The following is a 19,592-nucleotide window of genomic DNA, read 5'->3' as shown; positions in this document are numbered from 1 at the left end:
CACTTCCCCCTGAATCCATCTTCCTTCAGCAGTGCGGCACCTCCGTGGTCGCCGCACGCGCGCTTTCTTCGTCCACCCGCAGCGGTCGCAGCGGCGAGCTGTACCAGCCGACCACCTGGCCGCAGCGGAACTCGACCCACGACGGGCCATAGTCCCAACGCGCGGCGTGTTCGCCGTCCGGCTCCCCGAGGATGCGCCGGACCTGCTTGCCGTCCATGCCGACGGTGAGCCGGCTGGCGACTTCCGGCGTTCCCAGTCCCGGCGAAACCGCATCACCGGGACCGGCGGGATCCAGCGACGGGGTCGCGGTCTTCTGCGCACCCCACCAGTACAGCACCAGCGCAAGCAGGGCCAACATCAGCAGGTAACGGCGACGACGGGGAAATCCGGTCACCGGCGCGGGCTCAGAATCTATCTCGAGGTCGTTGGCCGGTTCCGATTCGCGCGCCCAGGCGCGCGCCGAGGCGGCGAATGCGGGTGTCGCCGCGGGCGGAAGCGTCTGCGCCAATGGCGCGGTGTCGAACGCCTCGTCCGCGGCCGCCGGGGTCGGACGCGAGGCGCCCGGGAGCCGGCCATGCACGCGATGGAACTCCAGCGCGGCCGCGTACATGCGGTTGAGCCGTTGCAGTCGCGCGACATCGGCGGGATGGCGCTGGTGATCCGGATGCAACTGCATGACCCGGCGCCGGTAGGCATGCTTGAAATGCAGCATGCTGCATTCGGCATCGAGTCCCAGTTCGTTGTACAACGCGACAAAGTCGGTATCGTCCGACATGCAGAACACGCCCCTGATATATCCCGCCCACGTTAGCGCAGTGCGTCCGGATTCGCCTGCCAGACGGCAAAGCGGCGCGGATGCGGCCACCGGCCGGGGGGATGGCCGGATTTGTCGGCAATCCGCGTATTCAGGGCATCGGGCATGGTTGCCGGATGCGGATGGATGATGGCCAGGGGAGCATCGAAACAGGCAAGGGAACGGGCAGGGCGCAGGCAGCTGCTGGCACGCTGGTGCCACCGCGCCGGTGTGCTGCCCCTGCTGGGCCGGATGCGACTGGGATCGGGCGACGCGGTGCGGGTGCTGGCCTATCACCGCGTGCTGGAATCGGCCGACCCGGACGACTTCAGCTTCGACACCGACCTCATCAGCGCCTCGGCGGATGCGTTCCGCGCGCAGATGGCCTATTTGAAGCGGTATTTCGTGCCGATGACCTTCGCCCAGGTGCTCGATCAGCTGGACCAGGGCAAGCGGCTTCCGCGCGGCGCGGTGCTGGTGACCTTCGACGACGGCTACGACGACAACTACCGGATCGCCTTCCCGATCCTGCGCGAGTTGGGGATGTCGGCGATGTTCTTCGTTTCCACCGGTCATATCGATTCCGGGCGGCCGTACGCCTACGACTGGCTGGTGCACATGGTGTGCTCGACCGAGGCCCGGCGCCTGCAGGCGCCCGAGCTGGGCGTGGACTGGCCGCTGGGCCAGGGCCTGGGCGAACGCCGCGTGCAGGCATCGGAACTGCTGGACCGGCTCAAGTCGCTGGATGACGAGGGCCAGAGCGCGCTGATCGCCCGGCTTGAGCGCGAATGGAACCTGCCGCGCTCGCAGGGCCACCCCCATTGCCGGCCGATGACCTGGGACCAGCTGCGCGAGATGCGCGCGGCTGGCATGGAAATCGGCTCGCACGGGGTCGACCACCGGATGCTGGCCAAGCTGCCGCGGGATCGAATGATCGCCGAGGTGCAGGGATCCAAGCAGGCGCTGGAACGCGAGCTCGGTGGCGCGGTCGCGGTGCTGTCCTATCCGGTCGGCGGGCCGGACGCGTTCGACGGCGATACGGTCGAGGCGGTGCGGGCGGCCGGGTTCCGGATGGCCTGCAGCTACGTGGCCGGGACCCGCGCGATCGAGGCCACCACGCTGTATTCGGTGCCGCGTTTGCCGGTGGAACGGCAGATGGACCGGGAATGGTTCGAGGCGATGGTGGCGGTGCCGGAGGTGTTCAGCTACACATCAAGGTTGCGCACAGGTTGAACGAGCGGAGCGACAGGGGCTGATGTTCTTTTTCTTGTTGGTGTATCTGGCGCTGGTGATCATCCGGCCCCAGGATTATCCGGCGATTGCCGAAAACCCCGGACCGCCGTTGCAGTCGATCGCGCTGCTGGCGGCGGCCGGCCTGTGGGTGTTCTCCGCGCGCAAGTCGTTCTCCGCGCCGCAGTACCTGCTGATTCCGTGCTTCCTGCTCGTGGCCATGTTCTCCAAGGTGGTGAACGGCTGGCCGGGTGGCGCGCTGTTCGTGTTCTTCATCTTCGCCCCGGTGCTGTTGGCCTATGTGTTGCTGGCCAACGCCGCCAGCACCCGCGAGCGGCTGGAGACGGTGATGGCGGTGCTGACGATCTGCGCGGGCGTGCTGGCGCTGCACGGCGTGGAGCAGGCAACGATCGGGATGGGCTGGACCGGAGTGGAGCTGTCCCAGGGCACCCGCATCCAGTACGTCGGCATCTTCAACGATCCCAACGACCTGGGCCTGCTGTTCGTCATGTGCCTGCCGATGGCGTTCTACCTGGGCGCGCGCGGCGGCTTGATGGGGTTGCGCCGGCTGTTCTGGCTGCTGGTGGCGGGCCTGCTGATCTATGGCTGCTACCTGACCAATTCCCGTGGCACCCTGCTGGCGCTGGTCGCGCTGCTGGGCGTGTACGTATGGCGCAAGCGCGGCATCTTCACCGCCGGCCTGCTCGGGGTCGCGGCGCTGGGCGGGCTGATGATGCTGCCTTCGCGCCTGCAGGACATGGAGGTGTCCGAAGCCTCGGCGATGGGTCGCGTGGATTCCTGGTACGAAGGCATCCAGATGTTCATTGGCAATCCGGTGTTCGGCATCGGCGCCGGCGGCTACTCGGACCTGCACGAGCTGACCGCGCACAATTCCTTCGTGCTGGTGCTGGCCGAGCTGGGCATCATCGGTTTCACCCTGTGGCTGGCCATCGTCGGCTACAGCTTCCGGATGATGCTGGCGCCGCTGCGGCGCGGCGACGACATCATCAACGACGTGCCGCCCGAGGTGCCGGACGAGGTGGCGCTGGCCGAGTGGCACAAGGACCGGGCGCTGACCCTGACCCTGCTGATGTCGCTGAGCGGCTTCATCACCGCGGCCTTCTTCCTCAGCCGCAGCTACGTGATCATCCTGTACCTGCTGATCGCGATCGTGGTCGCCCACTACACGCGCCTGCGCGAGGTCTATCCGAGCCTGCCGGCCTTCAGCCTGGACAAGGACCTGCTGCGCTGGCCGATCTATTCCGTAATTGGCGTTATCGGCCTGTACGTGATGGTCAAGGTCCTCCTGGCAATGGCATGAACAGTCGGTCGCGCACCCTCAGCAACACCCTGTTCTCCTCGGTAGGCACCTACACCGAGTACGTGCTGGGCATGCTCACGTCCATCGTCATCGCCCGGCACCTGGGGCCGGACGGTTTCGGCACCTACAGCCTGGTGATCTGGCTGGTGGCGATGGGGGTGGCGATCACCAACTCCGGTACCGCCAGCGCCGCGATCAAGTTCGTCGCCGAACTGCGCGGCACCGAACACACCGAGATGATTCCGTACCTGCTGGACTACCTGCGGCGCGCCCAGCGGATCTTCCTGCTGGTGGTGCTGCTGGCCGGCGCCGCGGTGTTCATCTTCGGCGGCGACCACATCGCGCCCGGCATGAACCACAAGCTGCTGCTCGGCTTCCTGGTGCTGGCGGTGGCGCTGCGTTCGTCCTACATGTTCAACATCGGCGTGGCCAAGGGCTTCGAGAATTTCCGCGCGACCGCGATGGTGGCGCTGGTGTCCACCCCGATCAACCTGTTGCTGGTGTTGCTGGCCTGGCGGCTGGACGCGCCGGTGGAATGGCTGCTGGCGGTGTTCGTCGTGTCCAGCTTCGTGTTCTTCGGCATGTCGTTCCGCCAGATCGCCCCGCTGGTGCCCGCGCGCCAGCCCGGCGTGCAGCTGCCGGCGCCGTTGCTGGGCCGGGTGCGCAGGCACATGGGCTGGACCGCGCTGACGGTGTCGGTCGGCTTCATGGCGGCCAGCGAAGTGGAAGTGATGTTCCTGAACATGTACGCCGACAGCCATGCCGCCGGCCAGTTCAAGGTCGCCTACCAGTTGGCGATCGGCGCGGCGATGCTGGTGCCGGGCGTGTTCGGCGCGCTGCTGCTGCCGATGATGGCCAACGCGCTGAGCCGTGGACGCGAAGTCGCCGCGCAACGCTTCGTCGCCACCACCGGCTACCTGGTGCTGCTGGCCGCGCCGCTGGCGGCATTCGGCGTCGTGTTCTGCAACGACGTCATCCACCTGCTGTATGGCCGCGAGTACTACGCCGCCGGACCGGTGTTCGCGGTATGCCTGGTCGCGGCCTGCCTGACCACCATGACCCAGGGCGGTTCCAGCCTGCTGGTCAGCGCCGATCGCCAGCGCAGCATCCTGGTGCTGGTGATCATCTGCGCGTTGCTGAAGGTGGTGCTGGACGCGGTGCTGATCGCCCACTTCGCGCTGAAGGGCGCGGTGGTGGCGTACATCACCGTGGCCACGCTCAACGCCGTGGTCTACATGACCCTGGCCACCCGGGTCAGCCATGCGCATCCGGAATGGGGACGGCTGGCGCGGATCCTGTTGGCCGCCGCGCTCGCGGGCCTGCTGGCCTGGCCGCTGCGCGGATTGCTGCCGATCGCCTCGGTGCTGAGCGGCGGCGCCGTCCTGGTACTGGCCTACATTCCGTTGACCCTGTTGCTCGGCTGCTGGAGCCGGGGCGACATCGAGCACCTTCAGCATCTCCACCAGCGCTTCGCCGCGGGTCGGCCGCGGCTGGGCGCGCGTTTCCTGGCGTGGGCCTACCAGCGTGCGCCGGGTGAGGGCACGCCATGAGCCTGTATGCGCCGCTGTTCCGGCGGGTGCTGTTCCCGCTGTACGAATCCGGCCTGCGCGGGCGCAAGACCCTGCGCTATCTCGACGAATACGAACGCAACCAGTCGCTGGACGAAGACGCGCTGCGCGCGCTGCAGTGGCAGAAGCTCCAGCGCCTGCTGCGCCATTGCTGGGAGCAGGTGCCGTTCTACCGTCGGACGTGGGGCGAACTGGGCATCGGCTCGCACGAGGACATCCGCGGACTGGACGACTACGCCCGCCTGCCGTTGCTGGACAAGCCGACCATCCGCGCGAATTTCGAGGCGCTGATCGCCGCCAACCAGCGTCCCGGCCTGCTGTACAAGACCACGGGCGGCTCCACCGGCGAGCCGTTGAGGTTCGGCTATACCCACGAGAGCTACGAACGCCGGATGGCGATCATGTGGCGTGGCTACGGCTGGTCGGGCGCGCGCCTGGGCCAGCGCACGCTGTATCTGTGGGGAACCCCGGTCGGCGCGCAGAAGCGCAAGGACCGCCTGTACCACGCGGCCTTCAACCGCTACATGCTCAGCGCCTTCGAGATGAGCGATGCGCGCATGGCGGAGTACGCCGACGCGTTCGATCGGTTCCGCCCGGAGAGCGTGGTGTCGTACGTGGCGCCGATCGTGAAGATGGCCGAGTGGCTGATCGCCAACGGCCGCCGCGTGCACCGCCCGCAGCGGATCCTTGGCGCGGCCGAAACCCTGCACGAAAGCCAGCGCGCCCTGATCGAGCAGGCGTTCGGCTGCCCGGCCTACAACACCTATGGCTGCCGCGAGTTCATGCTGATCGCCGCCGAGTGCGAACATCGCAAGGGCCTGCACGTCAACATGGATCACCTGCACGTGGAACTGGGAGCGGGCGTTGGCGACGACGTCGCGGGGCCGCGCGAGATCATCGTCACCGACCTGCACAACCTGGGCATGCCGCTGCTGCGCTACGTCAATGGCGACCTGGCCACGCCGGGGCAGGGGCGGTGCAGCTGCGGACGCGCGCTGCCGCTGCTGGCCAGCGTCGACGGCCGCAAGCTCGACGCCCTGCGCACGCCGGACGGCCGTTACATTCCCGGCGAGTTCATCGTGTACGCTTTCCTGGGGGCGACCGGCATCCGTCGCTACCAGGTGGTGCAGAAACGCCTGGATGCCTTCGAGATCACGCTGGTGCGCGATCACGACTTCGAACCGGCGGTGGTCGAACGCATGGGCGCGGAGCTGCGCAAGGTGATTGGCCAGGACGTGGCGCTGGATTTCCGCTTCGCCGACGACATTCCACTGACCGCGACCGGCAAACAGCGCGTGACGGTATCTGAACTGACATGAAGGGTATGGAAGTCATCCACTTCGTCGAGAACCTGGAGCGCGGCGGGCTTGAGCGCACGGTCATCGACCTGATCGCCGCCCAGCGCGATGCCGGCCACGATTGCCGGGTGATTTGCCTGTTCGAGCCCGGCCAGCTGGCGGACGAGCTGACCACGCAGGGCGTGGAAGTGGCGGCCTGCCACAAGCGGCAGGGCATGGACTGGTCGGCCGTGCGCCGCGCCCGGGCGCTGCTGCGGCGCCACCCCGGCGCGGTGCTGCATACCCACAACGCGACCGCGCATTACCACGCGGTGCTGGCGGCGCTGGGCCTGCCGCTGGCGCGGGTCATCAACACCCGCCACAGCATGGGCGCGTCGAATCCCGCCAGCCGCAAGGAGTGGTTGTATCGCCGCAGCATGCGCATGACCGACTACGTGGTGGGCGTGTGCGAGGCCGCGCGCCAGTGTTTCGAAGACCAGGGCGTGCGTCCGCGCCAAAGCCTGCTGGCGGTTCCCAACGGCATCCGCCTGGAGCGCTTCCAGGCCACCGGCGCCGCCGGACGCGCGGCGCTGGCGGCGGAGCTGGGCTGGGCCCCTGACAGCCGCATCATCGGCACGGTGGGACGCCTGCAGCCGGTCAAGAACCAGCAGGTGCTGCTGCGGGCGTTCGCGCAACTGCGCGCCGGGATGCCGCAGGCGGTGCTGGCGATCGTGGGTGACGGCAGCCTGCGCGAGTCGCTGGAGCGGCTGGCCGGTGAGCTGGCGCTCGGCGATGCCGTGCGTTTCCTCGGTGATCGCAGCGACGTGCCGCGGCTGCTTGCCGGGATGGAGGTCTTCACCCTGCCTTCTTCGAGCGAGGGCTATTCCATCGCGCTGCTGGAAGCCTGCGCCGCGGCGCTGCCGATCGTGGCGACCGATGTCGGCGGCAACCGCGAGATCGTCCACGAGGGCCGCAACGGACGGCTGGTGGCGGCGGGCGATCCCGCCAACCTCGCCGAGGCCCTGCGGGCATTGCTGGCCATGCCGGAGGAGGCGACGCGGATGGGCCAGGCAGGACGCGACTGGGCGCTGGCCGAAGGATCATTCCGCACGATGGCCCTGCGTTACGAGCGGCTGTACGCGGGCCACCCGGTGAGCGCGGGCGAACTGGCCGCGCTCACGGAAACCGCCTGATGCGCGTGCCCGCATGCCCGTTCGTATGGAACCTGCGTGACCCGCACGCCCGTGCGCGTGATCGCACGCTTTCCCCCCCTGAATCCGGATCCCCCGTCGCATGAATCCCCGGCCGCGCCGACTGAAAATCCTGCAATGGTTGCCCAATGCCTGGCTGACCACGGCCGGGCCCGCGGACGAACCCAGCCTGTACCTGACGTTCGATGACGGCCCGCATCCCGAGTACACGGCGCCCCTGCTGGATCTGCTCGCCGAGCACGACGCCAAGGCCAGCTTCTTCCTGATCGGCCAGCAGATCGAACGGCATCCGGAGCTGGCCCGGCGGATCGCCGAGGAAGGCCACACGCTGGGCAACCATTCGTTTTCCCATCCGCGTTTCGAGACCCTTTCGTTGCGGCAGCAGTTCGAGGAAATCCAGCGCACCGACACGCTGTTGACCGCGATCAACGGCCGCGATCGGCATGGCTTCCGCCCGCCGCGCGGCGTGCTGTCGCTGCCGATGATCGCCCGCTGCATCCGCGAGCGCCGGCGCATCCTGTACTGGTCCTACGACAGTCTCGACTACAGCCGGCGGCCCGCCACCGAACTGCTGGACGCCATCGGCCGGCATCCGGTCCGGGCCGGCGAAATCGTGCTGATGCATGACGACAGCCGGCTGTCGTTGGAGCTGCTGCAGGAGCTGATTCCGCGCTGGAAGGCCGCCGGGTTCGCGCTGCGCGCGCTGCCCTCTCCGGGCTGAATCCGCGCCGGCGCCGGCACTGGCCGGATTCCCCCCCGTCCCGCGTTGTTGGAAGTGGCGGCAGACGCCGGAGCAGGCAAAGACGGGGGGAAAGCTTGAACGTTCTGATTGGATTGGCCGTGCTGGCCGCCGTCGCGGCGATCGGTGCCTTCGCCATCTGGCGCCTGCTGCGCGCGCGCAACATGGAAATCTGGATTGGCAGCTACCTGCGCCGCAAGCCGCCGCAGGTCACCGATCGGCCGGTCCATGTGATGTTCTGCTTCGTCGACCATTTCGAACCGATGTGGCGGGGCGCGGACCTGGCCACCCAGCGCACGCGGGTGGATCGCTGGTGCCGCGAGTACCGGGACATGGCCGCGCGCCACCGCGACGCGGACGGGCGACCGCCGCAGCACAGCTTCTTCTATCCGGAAGAGGAGTACGCGCCGGAACACCTGGAGAAGCTGGCCGAACTGTGCGCCGACGGCTATGGCGAGATCGAGGTGCACCTGCACCACGACAATGACACCGAAGCCAACTTCCGCCAGAGCATCACCCGCTTCTGCCACATCCTGCACGAGCGCCATGGCGCGCTGCCGCGGGATCCGGCCAGCGGCGAGCTGCGTTTCGGCTTCATCCACGGCAACTGGTGCCTGGACAATTCCCGTCCCGATGGTCGCTGGTGCGGCATCGACAACGAACTGATCCTGCTGCGCGAGCTGGGCTGCTATGCCGACTTCACCATGCCCTCGGCGCCCAGCGACACCCAGACCCGCATCATCAATTCGATCTACTACGCCACCGACGATCCCCTCGCGCCCAAGTCCCACAACGAGGGCACGCCGGTACGCGTGGGAGGCACGCCGAGTGGTGACCTGATGCTGCTGCAGGGCCCGCTGGGCCTGAACTGGCGCGACCGCCGGATGGGCATCATCCCGCGCATCGAGAACGCCGACGTGCGCGGCGGCCAGCCGCCGACCGCCGCCCGCGTGGATGCCTGGGTGCGTACCGGCGTGCACGTAGAAGGCCGTCCGGACTGGGTGTTCATCAAGATCCATACCCATGGCACCCAGGAAGCGGACATGGACACCCTGCTTGGCGCGCCGGTGGACGCCATGCATCGTCACCTGGAAACCGCCTACAACGATGGCAAGCGCTTCGTGCTCCACTACGTCAGCGCGCGCGAGGCCTACAACATCGCCAAGGCCGCCGAGGCCGGACGCGAGGGCAATCCCAACGAGTACCGCGACTTCGTGCTGCCGGCGCCGCGTTCGTCGTGGGCCGGCTCCGGTCGCAATGCCGCGACCCGGGATGCCGCGTGAACGGCGTTGCCGCCACGCCCGGGCCGGAGGAAACCGACACGCGGGTCAGCGTGATCATGCCGGTCTACAACGCCGAGCAGACCCTGCTGCGTTCGGCCGAGTCGGTGCTGGCGCAGACGTTCGGGCGGGTGGAGTTGATCCTGATTGACGACGGCTCGCGCGACGGTTCGGCGGCCATCATCGCGGAACTGGCCGCGCGGGATGATCGCGTCGTCGCCATCCGCCAGGCCAATGCCGGCGTCGCGGCCGCGCGCAATGCCGGCCTGCGCGCCGCGCGTGGCACCCACATCGCGTTCCTGGACAGCGACGACTGGTGGGTGCCGCGCAAACTGGAACTGCAACTGGCGCGGATGCGGCAGACCGGGGCCCGGATCTGCTATGCCAGCTACCAGCGGGTGGCCGAGGATGGCCGACTGCTGTCCAAGGTATCGCCGCCGCTGTCCGTGGACTACCGGCGCATGCTGGGCAGCAACCACATCGGCAATCTCACCGGCATCTACGAACGCGGGCTGGGCGAAGCCTCGTTCCAGCGGATGGGGCACGAGGACTACGTGTTCTGGCTGGAGCGCGTGCGCCAGGCCGGCAGCGCGGTGCGGGTCGAGGACGACGAACCATTGGCCTACTACCTGGTGCGCAACGGTTCGGTTTCCGCCAACAAGCTGCGCGCCGCCGGCTGGCAATGGCGCATCTACCGCCAGGTCGAGGGACTCAGCGCACCGCGCGCGGCCTGGTACATGATCCACTACATCCGCAACGCGCTGTGGAAGCGCAAGCCGATGCCGACCTGACGCGACGATGACGAACCGTTCCCCCACCGTGGCGGCGTCGTACGCCGTCGTGATTCCCGCCTACAACGCCGCCGCCACCATCGCCAGGGCGCTGGACAGCGTGCTGGCCCAGACCGTTCCCGCCACGCAGGTGATCGTGGTGGACGATGGTTCGCCCGATGGCGGACAACTGGCGGCGGTGCTGTCCGGATATGGCGACCGGGTCCTGCTGCTGCGCCAGGCCAACGCCGGTCCGGCCGCCGCGCGCAACACCGGCGCCAGGCGTTGTGAAAGCGAATGGATCGCTTTTCTCGACGCTGACGACAGCTGGTTGCCGCACAAGATGGAGCGCCAATTGGCGCTGGGCCGCGATCCGCGTGCCGGATTGCTGCATGGCTCCGCGCGCGACCGACGGCCCGCGCTCCCGCGTGAACTCGACTTCGATGCGTTGTGGGAATGCAATCGCGTCTGCACCTCGATGACGGTGGTGCGCCGGCAGGCCTTCGAGGCGCTGGGGGGCTTCGACGAGTCGCCGCGACTGATCGGCGCCGAGGACTATCACCTGTGGCTGCGCATCGCCCATGCGGGCTGGAAGGTGCTGGCCTGCCAGGATCGGATCGGCCACTACACGCCCGCCAGCGGCAGCATCACCAGCCGGATCGAGCGCTGCGCCCGCGCCGAGTTGCACAACGCGGCCACGCTGGGGCAGTCGCTGGGCGTGCCGCAGCCCCAGGTGGAAGCGAAGCTGAGGGCGATCCGCACCGATTTCGGCCAGCACCTGCTGCACGCGCGCAACCTGCGTGGTGCGCGGGCGCTCCTGACCGAGGCACTGACCAGCCGGATGTCGCTGCGCGGCCTCGGCCTGTGGACGGCCACCTTCGTGCCCACGCCGCTGCTGGATCTGCGCCGCCGCCTGCGCAATGGCTGAGCATCGCGCAGGCGGGGCGTCAGGCGAGGGTCAGATCTCGCTCAGCTCCACCACATAGCCGGTGGTGCTGCCGGTCACGTCGATGCGGTAGCGCGCGCCGTCCTCGACATACTTGCCCGAGCTGAAATTGCTGTTGATCGTCGCATTGGCGGGTGAAAGCACCCGCACCCGCAGGCGCCCGGCGGTGGCTTCGCGACTGTTCACCAGGGTCGGCGCCACCGGCACGTTGACCTGGAAGGTCGCGGTGGTGCCGCTGGTGACGGCGAATTGATCGCTCACGGTCAGGCGGCGGTTGGCGAAGGCGAACTGGCGCTGCCAGGACGTCACCGCCGTGTTGTCGCAGAACGAGGGCGTCAGGTTGGCGTTGGCGGTGAAGGAACCGCCGGATCCCGGGTTGACGTCAAGAGTGGACGCGCGACTGTTCGATTCGCACTGGCGAGCGATCGTGCCATTGCGCGCGAACCGCACCAGGTTGTGCACGTCGGTGCCCTGGTTGATCCCGCTGCCGCTCCAGATGTTGGCCGTGACCGCCAGCCAGTCACCTGCAAACAGGGTGAACGAACCCTGGTCCTGGTGGGCGTGACTCTCGTTGTAGGGGCCGGCCACGATCGCCACCCACATCGCATTGCGATCCCAGCCGGTGCGGGCGAACAAATGCCCCACGCCCTTGGCGTGATAGACCAGCTCGCTGGGCTGCACGGGAGTGGTGCCCGCCGGCAGCAGGTCATAGCGATAGTTGAAGCCCGAGGTCATCTGCGACACCGAGATGTTGCGCAGCCACCAGGTCGCGACATTACGTGCTTCATTGCTGAGGGCCAGATCGCGTGCCTCCAGCATCAGCCGGCGATGGTAGTCGTACAGTTCGGGGACGGAATTGCGTGCCTGGTCGCCGATGGGCGCGAAGCGATCCATCGTCGGCACGGTGGCATTCACCCAGTAATAGATGCTGTCGGTGGCGTGCGGACTGGCCAAGGCCAGATTCGTGCCAGTGGCATCGCGCCATACTTCGTACAGCCAGAACAGCCGCATGTGCGAGGTGCCATAACCGGTACCTTCGCTGCTGCCGCCGCCGGGCAGGCGGGCGAAGTACTCGCGTAGGGCGGGCAGCTTGTTGGTCTGCAGGAAGGTCATCCAAGTAGTGCTCCGGCTGGCCAGCGCCCAGTACATGGTCGCTTCCAGGAAGCTGTAGTAGTAGTTGTTGCCCGGGTTGCTGATCGACCAGCCCGACCACGGGAACGAACGTCCGCCCCATTGCGCGCTGCCGTAGTTCCAGATGTTCCATACGGCCTGCTCCGCGTACGCGGACCAGCGGTTGCGCTGGCTGGCGGTAATGAACGCACCACAGGTGTCCAGCGTGGTTGCGACGTCGGCGATCATGGTGCCGACTTCCAGGTAGGAATCGTTCGACACGGCTGGTCGGCCGCCGCCTGCGATGGCGGTTTCCGCCGCCGCCACCTGGCGCTCGGCGATGCTGATGGCGAGCGTGCAGTAGCGGGTTTCCGGCGACAACTGATACATCATCACCGCCTCGCTGGCGGTGAATCCGTAACCGGTACCGCCGTTGCCGACTGCGGCGTCGACCCAGTTCTTGAAGCGGGTATAGGCGGCCGAACCGCGGTCGGCATACAGCCGCGCCGAAGGCAGGGCGACCAGGCGCGGGGGCGCGGAGTTCTGGGAGGCGCCGCCATCGCCGGTGACCGGCGTCTGCACGGGCGGCCGGTTGGCCGAGTTTCCGGCGCTGGCCGGTTTGCGGCCGGTGAGACTGACGAAACGGCTGCGGGTGAAACTGCCGACCTGGGCGGCGGCGGTGCGCACGTCGGTCCAGGTGCGGGCGGTGATCCACTGTGCACGTTGGCCCAGCAGACCACTGGCACTGGCGGCGCCAAGGCAGGTGAGCAGGGGAACCGTGACGGAAAGCGAAAGGAGGAAACGGCGCCAGCGGGCGGACCGCGGCAGGCGGGGGGAACCGGAAAACGGGATGCGCGACAAGGGGATCTCCTGGCAAGGAAACCGCGCGCAGAACAGAGAATCACGACCTGTGATGATCGCCCGCTGCGGCTCCCCCTAGCCACATACGACCCGCGCAACGGCGTGCGCATCATAGCTGTATAACGGGCTCGGCCGCCCGTGGCGGCCTCCACTGAACAGGTTTGTTCAGCTTGGAGATGGCTTGGTGGTGAAGGCGTGAGGATGGCCCGGCCGGCGCGGGCACCGAACCATGACGAATGGCCGGTCACTGCTCGCTGAGCTCGACCAGATAGCCGTTCTGCCCACCTTCCACGTCCAGCCGCCAACCGCTGCGGAATTCCTGCGCGTCCACGCCGCTCCAGTCGTGAGCACGCAGGGTAGCGCCCGCGGGTTCCAGCACGCGGATCCTCAACCGGCCGGCTTGGGCCTCGTTGCCCTGGATGCGGGGTTTTTCAGGCACGTTGACCTGGAAAATCGCGCGCGTGCCGGCGCCGAGCTTGAAGGTGTCGCGGACCAGCAGCTTGCGCCCGCCGAAGTCGATGCGACGCTGCCAACTGTCCAGCGCGGGATTGCCGCGATAGACCGGGGTGAGGTCGGCGGTGGCGGTCAGGCCGCCATCGGGATTGCGGGTCAGGCTGAGCTTCGAGCGCGACTGCTGCGATTCGCACTGGTGCACCACCACGTCGCCGCGCGGTGCGGCGCACTGCTGGGCGTCTGGATTGCCACGTTCGAACCTGACCACGTTGTGGACGGGCGTGCCCTGCTGGATGCCGCTGTGGCTCCAGATGTTCTCGCTCACCGCCAGCCAGTCGCGCGCGAACAGGGTGAACGAACCCTGGTCCTGGTGGGCATGGCTCTCGTTGTAGGGGCCGGCGACGAACGACAGCCACATCGCGTCCTTGTTCCAGTCGCTGCGTGCGAACAGGTGGCCGGCGCCTTCGGCCAGGTAGACCAGATCGGTCGGCGGGGTGCCGCCTTCGCCCGCGGGCAGCAGGTCGTAGCGGCTGGTGAAGCCCTGGCTCATCCGCGGCACCGAGATGTGGCCCAGCCACCACGACGACATTGCCAGCGCGGCCGGCTCCTGGGTCAGCTGGCGCGCTTCCAGCACCAGCCGGCGGTGGTAGTCGAACAGTTCCGGAACCGAGTTGCGGGCCTGGTCGCCGATCGGGGCGAAGCGATCCATCGTCGGCACGGTGGCGTGCACCCAGTAGGCGATGCTGTCATGCGCGTGCGGGTTGGCGTTGGCCAGGTCCTCGCCGGTGCTGTCGCGCCACAACCTGTAGAGGCCGAACAACCGCATCTGCGCCGCGCCATAGCCGGTGCCTTCGCGGCTGCCGCCGCCGGGCAGGTTGGCGAAGTACGCCTGCAGCGGCGGCAGCCGGCGCTCGCGCAGTTCCTTCATCCAGACCGGATTGCCGCTGACCAGCGCCCAGTACATGGTCGCTTCCAGGAAGCTGTAGTAGTAGTTGTTGCCGGGATTGTCGATCGACCAGCCGCTCCACGGATGCGATTTTCCGCCCCATTGTGCCTGCGCTGGATGCCAGACGTTCCAGACCGCCTGCTCGGCGTAGTCGGACCAGCGCTTGCGCTGCGCGGCGTCGATGCCGGCCGGACAGCTGTGCAGGGTCATGGCCAGGTCGGCCAGCATCGGCCCGACTTCCAGATAGGAATCGCCGGAGATCGCGGGACGGCCGCCGGAGGCGATGGTCGCCTCGGCCTCGCCGACCTGCTGCTCGACCATGCGCACCGCCAGGTCGCAATACTTCTTGCCGTCGCTCAGCAGGGCCATCAACGCGGCATCGCTGGCCGCGAACGCGTACCCGGGACTGCCGGCGACCGCGCTGTCCACCCAGCCACGGAAACGCGAGTACGCCGACGAACGCCGATCCACGCGCGAAAGATCGATGTTGAGGGTGTCCTTGCCGGGCGCGGCCATCGCGGCGGGTGCGATGGCCGCGGGCGCCGCGGCGGGTGGCGGCGTGTCCGCGGCCTTTTGTTCGGGCAGGCCGGCGCCGGTCTCGCTGCACTGGCCCATCGCCGCCGCCAGCAGGGCCAGCGCCAGCAGGAATGCGCTGGGCAGGCCGTGGGTCTTCATCCGGGAGGCATGCGGGGCGGAAGGCGACGGGCGCGTGCGCATGGCGGGTTCCTCAGCGATTGGTGTAGGACACGCTCAGGTAGACGATGTTCTGCGAGACGTCCTGGCCGATGTCGGTGCTTTCGCGCTTGTAGCGCTCCCACAACAGGCCCAGGCTCCAATGCCGCGACCACTCGTAGCGCAGGGTCGCGCCCAGGCGGGTGGTCTTGTCCTCGCGGTTGAGCGTCGTGTACTCGAGCTTCTCGTGGGTGGCGTAGGTGCCCAGCGTCAGCGACTGCCGGACCAGCCAGTGCAGGTCGAAGCGCGCGCCGCGGTTCTTCTGATCGAACTCGTCAGAGTCCACGTAGTTGCGCTTCTGCACGTAGGGCGAAATCGAGAAGTTGGTGCGGGTGCTGGTGAACTGGTAGCCCAGGTCCACGCTGCGCACTTCATACGGCGACGCATTGACGATGGCGTCGCCGGTCAAGACATGTTCGGGCAAGGTGGGCGCCGCGTCGGCGTCGATGCCGCGCAGCGCGTCGGTGGCGGTGTCGGAGAACTGGCTGGCGACGGCGGCGGTGAACTGGCTGCGCGAAGTCGGGTTCCACTCGGCGTCCAGGCGGATCAGCGGATCCGAACGGCTTTCGCCGCGGCGGTAGTCGATGCGCGAATAGCCCACGTCCGCGCCCAGTTCGAAATGCGCGAGCGTGCGCGAGTAGCGGGCGAACAGGTCGTAACGGTTGTAGTCGCGGGCGACGACGTCATTGTCGAAATCGACCCGCTGGGCCTGGAAGTTCGCCGACATCCGGCTGGTCGCCGAGAATTCCTTGATGGCGCGCAGCGCGGCGGCGATCCGTTGCGAGTTGAACTCGTCGGTGATCTCGGCGTCGCTGTTGACGTAGCGCAGTTCGGCCTGGCCACGCAGCGCGGAGCTCCAGTTGAACAGCAGGGTGGGGCCGAGCGAGAACACGTTGACCTGCTGGCGGTTGCCCGGCGCGTCCGGCGCCAGCGCGTTCACCGGCTGCACCGACAGGTTGTCCTCGACGGTGAAGAACAGCCGCTCGGGGACGGCGATCCAGTTCATCCGACCGTTGAGGGTGCCGTCGACGGTGTCCTTGAACACGTCGTCCTCGTAGTCGCGGTATTCCACCCGTCCGCCCAGGCTCAGCTGCAGCGCCGACAGGTTCTCGGTGACGGTGAAACCGAGTCCCGCGCGCAGGTAGCGCTGCTGGATCGGATCGAACGGCGCCAGGGTGACGTTGTCATTTTCCTCGACGCCCAGATCGACCGTGTAGTCGACCCGGGCGGCCCAGGCGTCGGCGGAGATCCCGGCGAGCGTGGCGGCGGTGATGACCGAGGCTCCCACGTACTTCATCGGCATGCGCCTGCTCCTTGCTTGTCAGGGAATCTGGTTGAAGACCACGCCAGCGACTTTCTCGTGCGGGAAGCTGGCCACCGCCTTCTCGATGCTTTCCGGCGTCACCAGTCCATAGCCGGCGACCAGCACGACCAGATCCGCCAGCTCGGACAGGATGCGCGCGTCCGGCGAACCCAGTACCGAGGGGCTGTCCAGGATCAGGTAGCGATCCGGGTAGCGGCTGCGCAGCGAATCGACCATCGCCCGCATCTTGAACGAGCTGTAGGCCTCGCCGCTGGTCTCGCGCTGCGGACCGCTGGGAATCAGGCGCAGGCGCGGCACGCCGGTGCGGTAGATGATCCGCGCCAGGTCGCCTTCGCTGTTTTCCAGGTAGTCCATCAGTCCGCCATGGCTGGCGTCGATGCGCAGCGCATTGTGCTGGGTGGGATGCAGCGCGTCGCAGTCGATCAGCAGGGCGGACTTGCTGTCGTCGAAGGCGAACGCCGCGGCCAGGTTGCGGGCGACGAAACTGCCGCCGCAGCCATGGTTGATCGGGGCGACCAGGGTGACGAAGTTGCGCTCGCCGCCCAGCGCCAGCAGGCGCGTGCGCAGTTCGCGGAACGCGTCGGCCTGTTCACGCACCGAATCGTTGCGGTGGATGAGCCGGCGTTCCTCGAGTTCGCGCGGCGTCAGCGCCTTGGGTTCATCCATGAGGGCCAGGGAGCGGGCGGTGTCGGCGCGGTTGGGTACGCCTTGCGAACGATCGTTGTCCGGGGTCACGAGCGGTTCCAGAGTGGCTTGTTGCATGGCATCGTCCTCAGGCAGCGGCCATCTGCTTCAGCCCGAAGGCCAGAGCGTAGGCAAGGACGACGACGACGAGCATGCCGATGCTCAGCGCATTGCGCTTGAGCTGCAGGCGACGATCGTGCGGCGACGCGTAGGCCGGCACCGAGGTCAGCAGCATCAGGCCGGTGGCCTTCTGCAACTGGCGGGCCGAGCGGATGCGCGGATCGAAGCGGGCGCGCAGGAACAGCAGGCCGATTGGCAGCGCGACCGCCACCAGCAGGCCGGCGATGGCGAAGTGCAGGAAGCGCAGGCCGGTCGGGCGCAGCGGCATCGTCGCCGGATCCTGCACGCGCAGGGTCAGGCCGCGCTTCTCGCGGTCCAACTCCATCGACACGCGGGCATTCTCGCGCCGGCGCAGCAGATCCTGGTAGATGTCGCGGTTGACTTCGTAGTCGCGGGTCAGCTCGGCCAGCGCGCTTTCCGATTCGGCGATGCGCCGGCTGCGGTTGAGCTCATCGGCGAGCATCGACTCGGCGATCGACATGCGCGACTGGGTGGCCGCCACTTCACGCCGGGTCTGCGCCTGCTGGCTGCGCAGTTCCTGGTACAGCGGGTTCATCTGGGTATCGTCGAACGGGCTGTTGCCCTGCGGCGCCTGCGCGCGGCGCTGCTGTTCGTTGGTCATGGCCTGCTGCAGGTCGGCCATCTGGTGGCGGATGCGGACCACGTCCGGGTGCTGCTCGGTGTAGTTGAGCAGCAGGCGATCCAGCTGGCCCTGCAACTCGAGCAGCTGGGCGCGGTACAGGCTCTCGCGGGTGGCCACCGCGGTCACCGCCGATTCGCCCGACAGCTGGGAAGCGATCGCGCCTTCGCGCGAACGCTGTTCCAGCAGCGACATGCGGGTCTGTTCGACCTGGGTGCGCAGGGCGCTGATGCGGGTGTTGGCGTCGGTGGCGCTGCCGGGCTGCGCGTCGGCGTTGGCCGAGCGGTAATCGCGCAGCTTGTTCTCCGCTTCCATCAGCTTGGCGTGGTAGTCGGTGACCTGGCTGTCGATGAACTCGTAGGCCTCGCGGCTCTCGCGCTCCTTGGCGGCCAGGCTTTCCTGGATGAACAGCGCGCCCAGTCGCTCGGTGACGTCGTAGGTGCGCTTGGCGTCGGTGTCGCGATAGGCGATCTGGACCAGGTTCGGGCGCGGGCTGGTGATCGCGATGCGGCCCTTGATCTGTTCCATCAGCCGGTCCTGTTCCACCGGCGAGGGCTTGCTGTCCAGCCAGCCGCCGACCTTCAGGGCTTCTTCCAGCACCTTGCGGCTGTAGATGACCTGGCGGGCAATGCCGGCGCGATCCACCACTTCGGTGGCCACCGCGCGGCCTTCCAGCAGCGGCTGGATGATGTCGCTTTCCTGCGCCAGGATGGTGGTCGAGGCGGTGTAGTTCTTGGGCAGTACCAGCAGGCCGACGAGCAGCGTCAGCAGGGCGATGGCGGCGAAGATCGCGGCCATCGCCAGGCGGTTGCGCTTGGCCTCTTCCAGCAGGATCGGGACCAGTTCGTTCGGGGTCAGCGTGGCGGTGGCGGCCTGCGGCGCGGTGATCGCGCGGCGGGGGGCGGGAAGGGCATTGTTGCTCATCAGAACGTCCGCTCGGGCACGGTGATCACGTCGCCGGGGGAAACCGGATAGTTGGTGCTCAGGTCACCCCGGTTGAGGATGCGGTCCAGCCGCACGGCGTAGGTGCGGGTTTCCTCCGCGCTCTTGCGATGCAGATCGGAGCGATCCGGCGCGGCGAACTCGGTGATGCCACCGGCCGCCAGCACGGCGTCCAGCACGGTCATGCCGGGACGGTAGGGCAGCGACACCGGCTGGCGCACGGCGCCGGTCACCCGCACGCGCGAAAGGTATTCATGGCTGCGCAGGTCGGTGAGGATCACCGCCACCTGCGGATCGCGCACGAAGGTGGCCAGCTTGTCCTGGATGTCCTTGGCCACTTCCTGCGGGGTGCGGCCACCGGCGGAGACGTCGCCCACCAGCGGCACCGAGATCATGCCGTCCGGACGGACCGGCACGGTGATGCCGAGTTCGGGGTTGCGCCACACCGAGACCTGGACGATGTCGTCGACGCCGATGTGGTAGGCGTCGGTGGCCATCGTGGTGGTGGCGACCGGCGGCGGCGCATCGCTGCCCGAGGTGGTGGCGCACGCGGCGAGCAGTAGCGAAAGACCTGCGGCAGCAAGGCCGGCAAGGGCGCGTCTCATCGGAAGTTTCCCCTGTGGTGTGGATTACCCGGGAAAACGC

The 19,592-nt window shown here is 68.0% G+C and carries 16 protein-coding genes; 9 read left to right on the top strand and 7 right to left on the bottom strand.

The window, feature by feature from the left end; genetic code table 11:
- Positions 1-25 precede the first annotated feature (25 nt).
- Positions 26-775 carry a hypothetical protein gene (locus AC3DE2_RS07835; protein ID WP_295375565.1) on the bottom strand — a complete coding sequence of 250 codons (750 nt, stop codon included), beginning with the start codon at positions 773-775 and terminating at the stop codon, positions 26-28.
- A 168-nt stretch (positions 776-943) separates the two neighbouring features.
- On the opposite strand from AC3DE2_RS07835, the gene AC3DE2_RS07830 reads away from it, so the two are divergent.
- The 9 genes from AC3DE2_RS07830 (at position 944) to AC3DE2_RS07790 (ending at position 11,117) form a co-directional block, all read left to right on the top strand.
- Complete coding sequence (locus AC3DE2_RS07830) at positions 944-2,026, top strand: polysaccharide deacetylase family protein (RefSeq protein WP_295375566.1); 1,083 nt, start codon at positions 944-946, stop codon at positions 2,024-2,026.
- A 22-nt stretch (positions 2,027-2,048) separates the two neighbouring features.
- Complete coding sequence (locus AC3DE2_RS07825; protein ID WP_295375567.1) at positions 2,049-3,344, top strand: O-antigen ligase family protein; 1,296 nt, start codon at positions 2,049-2,051, stop codon at positions 3,342-3,344.
- Complete coding sequence (locus tag AC3DE2_RS07820; protein ID WP_488425715.1) at positions 3,341-4,894, top strand: lipopolysaccharide biosynthesis protein; 1,554 nt, start codon at positions 3,341-3,343, stop codon at positions 4,892-4,894. Before AC3DE2_RS07825 ends, AC3DE2_RS07820 begins: the two co-directional genes overlap by 4 nt.
- Positions 4,891-6,231, top strand: coding sequence for a phenylacetate--CoA ligase family protein (locus AC3DE2_RS07815; RefSeq protein WP_488425714.1), 1,341 nt, complete (start codon positions 4,891-4,893; stop codon positions 6,229-6,231). Before AC3DE2_RS07820 ends, AC3DE2_RS07815 begins: the two co-directional genes overlap by 4 nt.
- A complete protein-coding gene (locus AC3DE2_RS07810) occupies positions 6,228-7,382 on the top strand; it encodes a glycosyltransferase (RefSeq protein ID WP_488425713.1) in 1,155 nt (384 codons plus the stop codon). The genes AC3DE2_RS07815 and AC3DE2_RS07810 overlap by 4 nt, the downstream gene beginning before the upstream one ends.
- A gap of 100 nt (positions 7,383-7,482) precedes the next feature.
- A complete protein-coding gene (locus AC3DE2_RS07805) occupies positions 7,483-8,121 on the top strand; it encodes a polysaccharide deacetylase family protein (RefSeq protein ID WP_295375575.1) in 639 nt (212 codons plus the stop codon).
- A 95-nt stretch (positions 8,122-8,216) separates the two neighbouring features.
- Positions 8,217-9,422, top strand: a complete 1,206-nt coding sequence (locus AC3DE2_RS07800; protein ID WP_488425712.1) for a hypothetical protein — start codon at positions 8,217-8,219, stop codon at positions 9,420-9,422.
- Positions 9,419-10,210 carry a glycosyltransferase family 2 protein gene (locus AC3DE2_RS07795; protein ID WP_488425711.1) on the top strand — a complete coding sequence of 264 codons (792 nt, stop codon included), beginning with the start codon at positions 9,419-9,421 and terminating at the stop codon, positions 10,208-10,210. Before AC3DE2_RS07800 ends, AC3DE2_RS07795 begins: the two co-directional genes overlap by 4 nt.
- Before the next feature lie 7 nt (positions 10,211-10,217).
- On the top strand, positions 10,218-11,117 hold the full coding sequence (locus AC3DE2_RS07790) for a glycosyltransferase family 2 protein (RefSeq protein WP_488425710.1): 900 nt from the start codon (positions 10,218-10,220) through the stop codon (positions 11,115-11,117).
- Between the two features lie 30 nt (positions 11,118-11,147).
- On the opposite strand, the gene AC3DE2_RS07785 is transcribed toward AC3DE2_RS07790, so the two are convergent.
- From AC3DE2_RS07785 to AC3DE2_RS07760, 6 genes are all read right to left on the bottom strand, one after another.
- Entirely contained in the window at positions 11,148-13,106 is a 1,959-nt protein-coding gene (locus tag AC3DE2_RS07785) for a hypothetical protein (RefSeq protein ID WP_488425709.1), read from the bottom strand.
- Between the two features lie 244 nt (positions 13,107-13,350).
- Complete coding sequence (locus AC3DE2_RS07780; RefSeq protein ID WP_488425708.1) at positions 13,351-15,222, bottom strand: heparinase II/III family protein; 1,872 nt, start codon at positions 15,220-15,222, stop codon at positions 13,351-13,353.
- A gap of 10 nt (positions 15,223-15,232) precedes the next feature.
- A complete protein-coding gene (locus tag AC3DE2_RS07775) occupies positions 15,233-16,540 on the bottom strand; it encodes an outer membrane beta-barrel protein (protein ID WP_488425707.1) in 1,308 nt (435 codons plus the stop codon).
- Between the two features lie 18 nt (positions 16,541-16,558).
- Positions 16,559-17,323, bottom strand: coding sequence for a P-loop NTPase family protein (locus AC3DE2_RS07770; protein ID WP_295382151.1), 765 nt, complete (start codon positions 17,321-17,323; stop codon positions 16,559-16,561).
- Positions 17,324-17,333: 10 nt separating this feature from the next.
- Positions 17,334-18,929 carry an XrtA system polysaccharide chain length determinant gene (locus AC3DE2_RS07765; protein WP_488425706.1) on the bottom strand — a complete coding sequence of 532 codons (1,596 nt, stop codon included), beginning with the start codon at positions 18,927-18,929 and terminating at the stop codon, positions 17,334-17,336.
- Positions 18,929-19,552 carry an XrtA/PEP-CTERM system exopolysaccharide export protein gene (locus AC3DE2_RS07760; RefSeq protein WP_295382149.1) on the bottom strand — a complete coding sequence of 208 codons (624 nt, stop codon included), beginning with the start codon at positions 19,550-19,552 and terminating at the stop codon, positions 18,929-18,931. The genes AC3DE2_RS07765 and AC3DE2_RS07760 overlap by 1 nt, the downstream gene beginning before the upstream one ends.
- Between the last annotated feature and the right edge of the window lie 40 nt (positions 19,553-19,592).

The organism is Pseudoxanthomonas sp. 68-E7, assembly GCF_057773145.1.
This window is presented reverse-complemented; position numbering and strand designations above follow the sequence as displayed.

Excerpts from the sequence above, each read along its gene's own strand:
- AC3DE2_RS07765 (WP_488425706.1), bottom strand. The coding sequence starts at position 18,929 with ATGAGCAACAATGCCCTTCCCGCCCCCCGCCGCGCGATCACCGCGCCG.
- AC3DE2_RS07805 (WP_295375575.1), top strand. The coding sequence starts at position 7,483 with ATGAATCCCCGGCCGCGCCGACTGAAAATCCTGCAATGGTTGCCCAAT.
- AC3DE2_RS07820 (WP_488425715.1), top strand. The coding sequence starts at position 3,341 with ATGAACAGTCGGTCGCGCACCCTCAGCAACACCCTGTTCTCCTCGGTA.
- AC3DE2_RS07815 (WP_488425714.1), top strand. The coding sequence starts at position 4,891 with ATGAGCCTGTATGCGCCGCTGTTCCGGCGGGTGCTGTTCCCGCTGTAC.
- AC3DE2_RS07780 (WP_488425708.1), bottom strand. The coding sequence starts at position 15,222 with ATGCGCACGCGCCCGTCGCCTTCCGCCCCGCATGCCTCCCGGATGAAG.
- AC3DE2_RS07835 (WP_295375565.1), bottom strand. The coding sequence starts at position 775 with ATGTCGGACGATACCGACTTTGTCGCGTTGTACAACGAACTGGGACTC.
- AC3DE2_RS07790 (WP_488425710.1), top strand. The coding sequence starts at position 10,218 with ATGACGAACCGTTCCCCCACCGTGGCGGCGTCGTACGCCGTCGTGATT.
- AC3DE2_RS07770 (WP_295382151.1), bottom strand. The coding sequence starts at position 17,323 with ATGCAACAAGCCACTCTGGAACCGCTCGTGACCCCGGACAACGATCGT.
- AC3DE2_RS07830 (WP_295375566.1), top strand. The coding sequence starts at position 944 with ATGGCCAGGGGAGCATCGAAACAGGCAAGGGAACGGGCAGGGCGCAGG.
- AC3DE2_RS07775 (WP_488425707.1), bottom strand. The coding sequence starts at position 16,540 with ATGCCGATGAAGTACGTGGGAGCCTCGGTCATCACCGCCGCCACGCTC.
- AC3DE2_RS07825 (WP_295375567.1), top strand. The coding sequence starts at position 2,049 with ATGTTCTTTTTCTTGTTGGTGTATCTGGCGCTGGTGATCATCCGGCCC.
- AC3DE2_RS07760 (WP_295382149.1), bottom strand. The coding sequence starts at position 19,552 with ATGAGACGCGCCCTTGCCGGCCTTGCTGCCGCAGGTCTTTCGCTACTG.
- AC3DE2_RS07810 (WP_488425713.1), top strand. The coding sequence starts at position 6,228 with ATGAAGGGTATGGAAGTCATCCACTTCGTCGAGAACCTGGAGCGCGGC.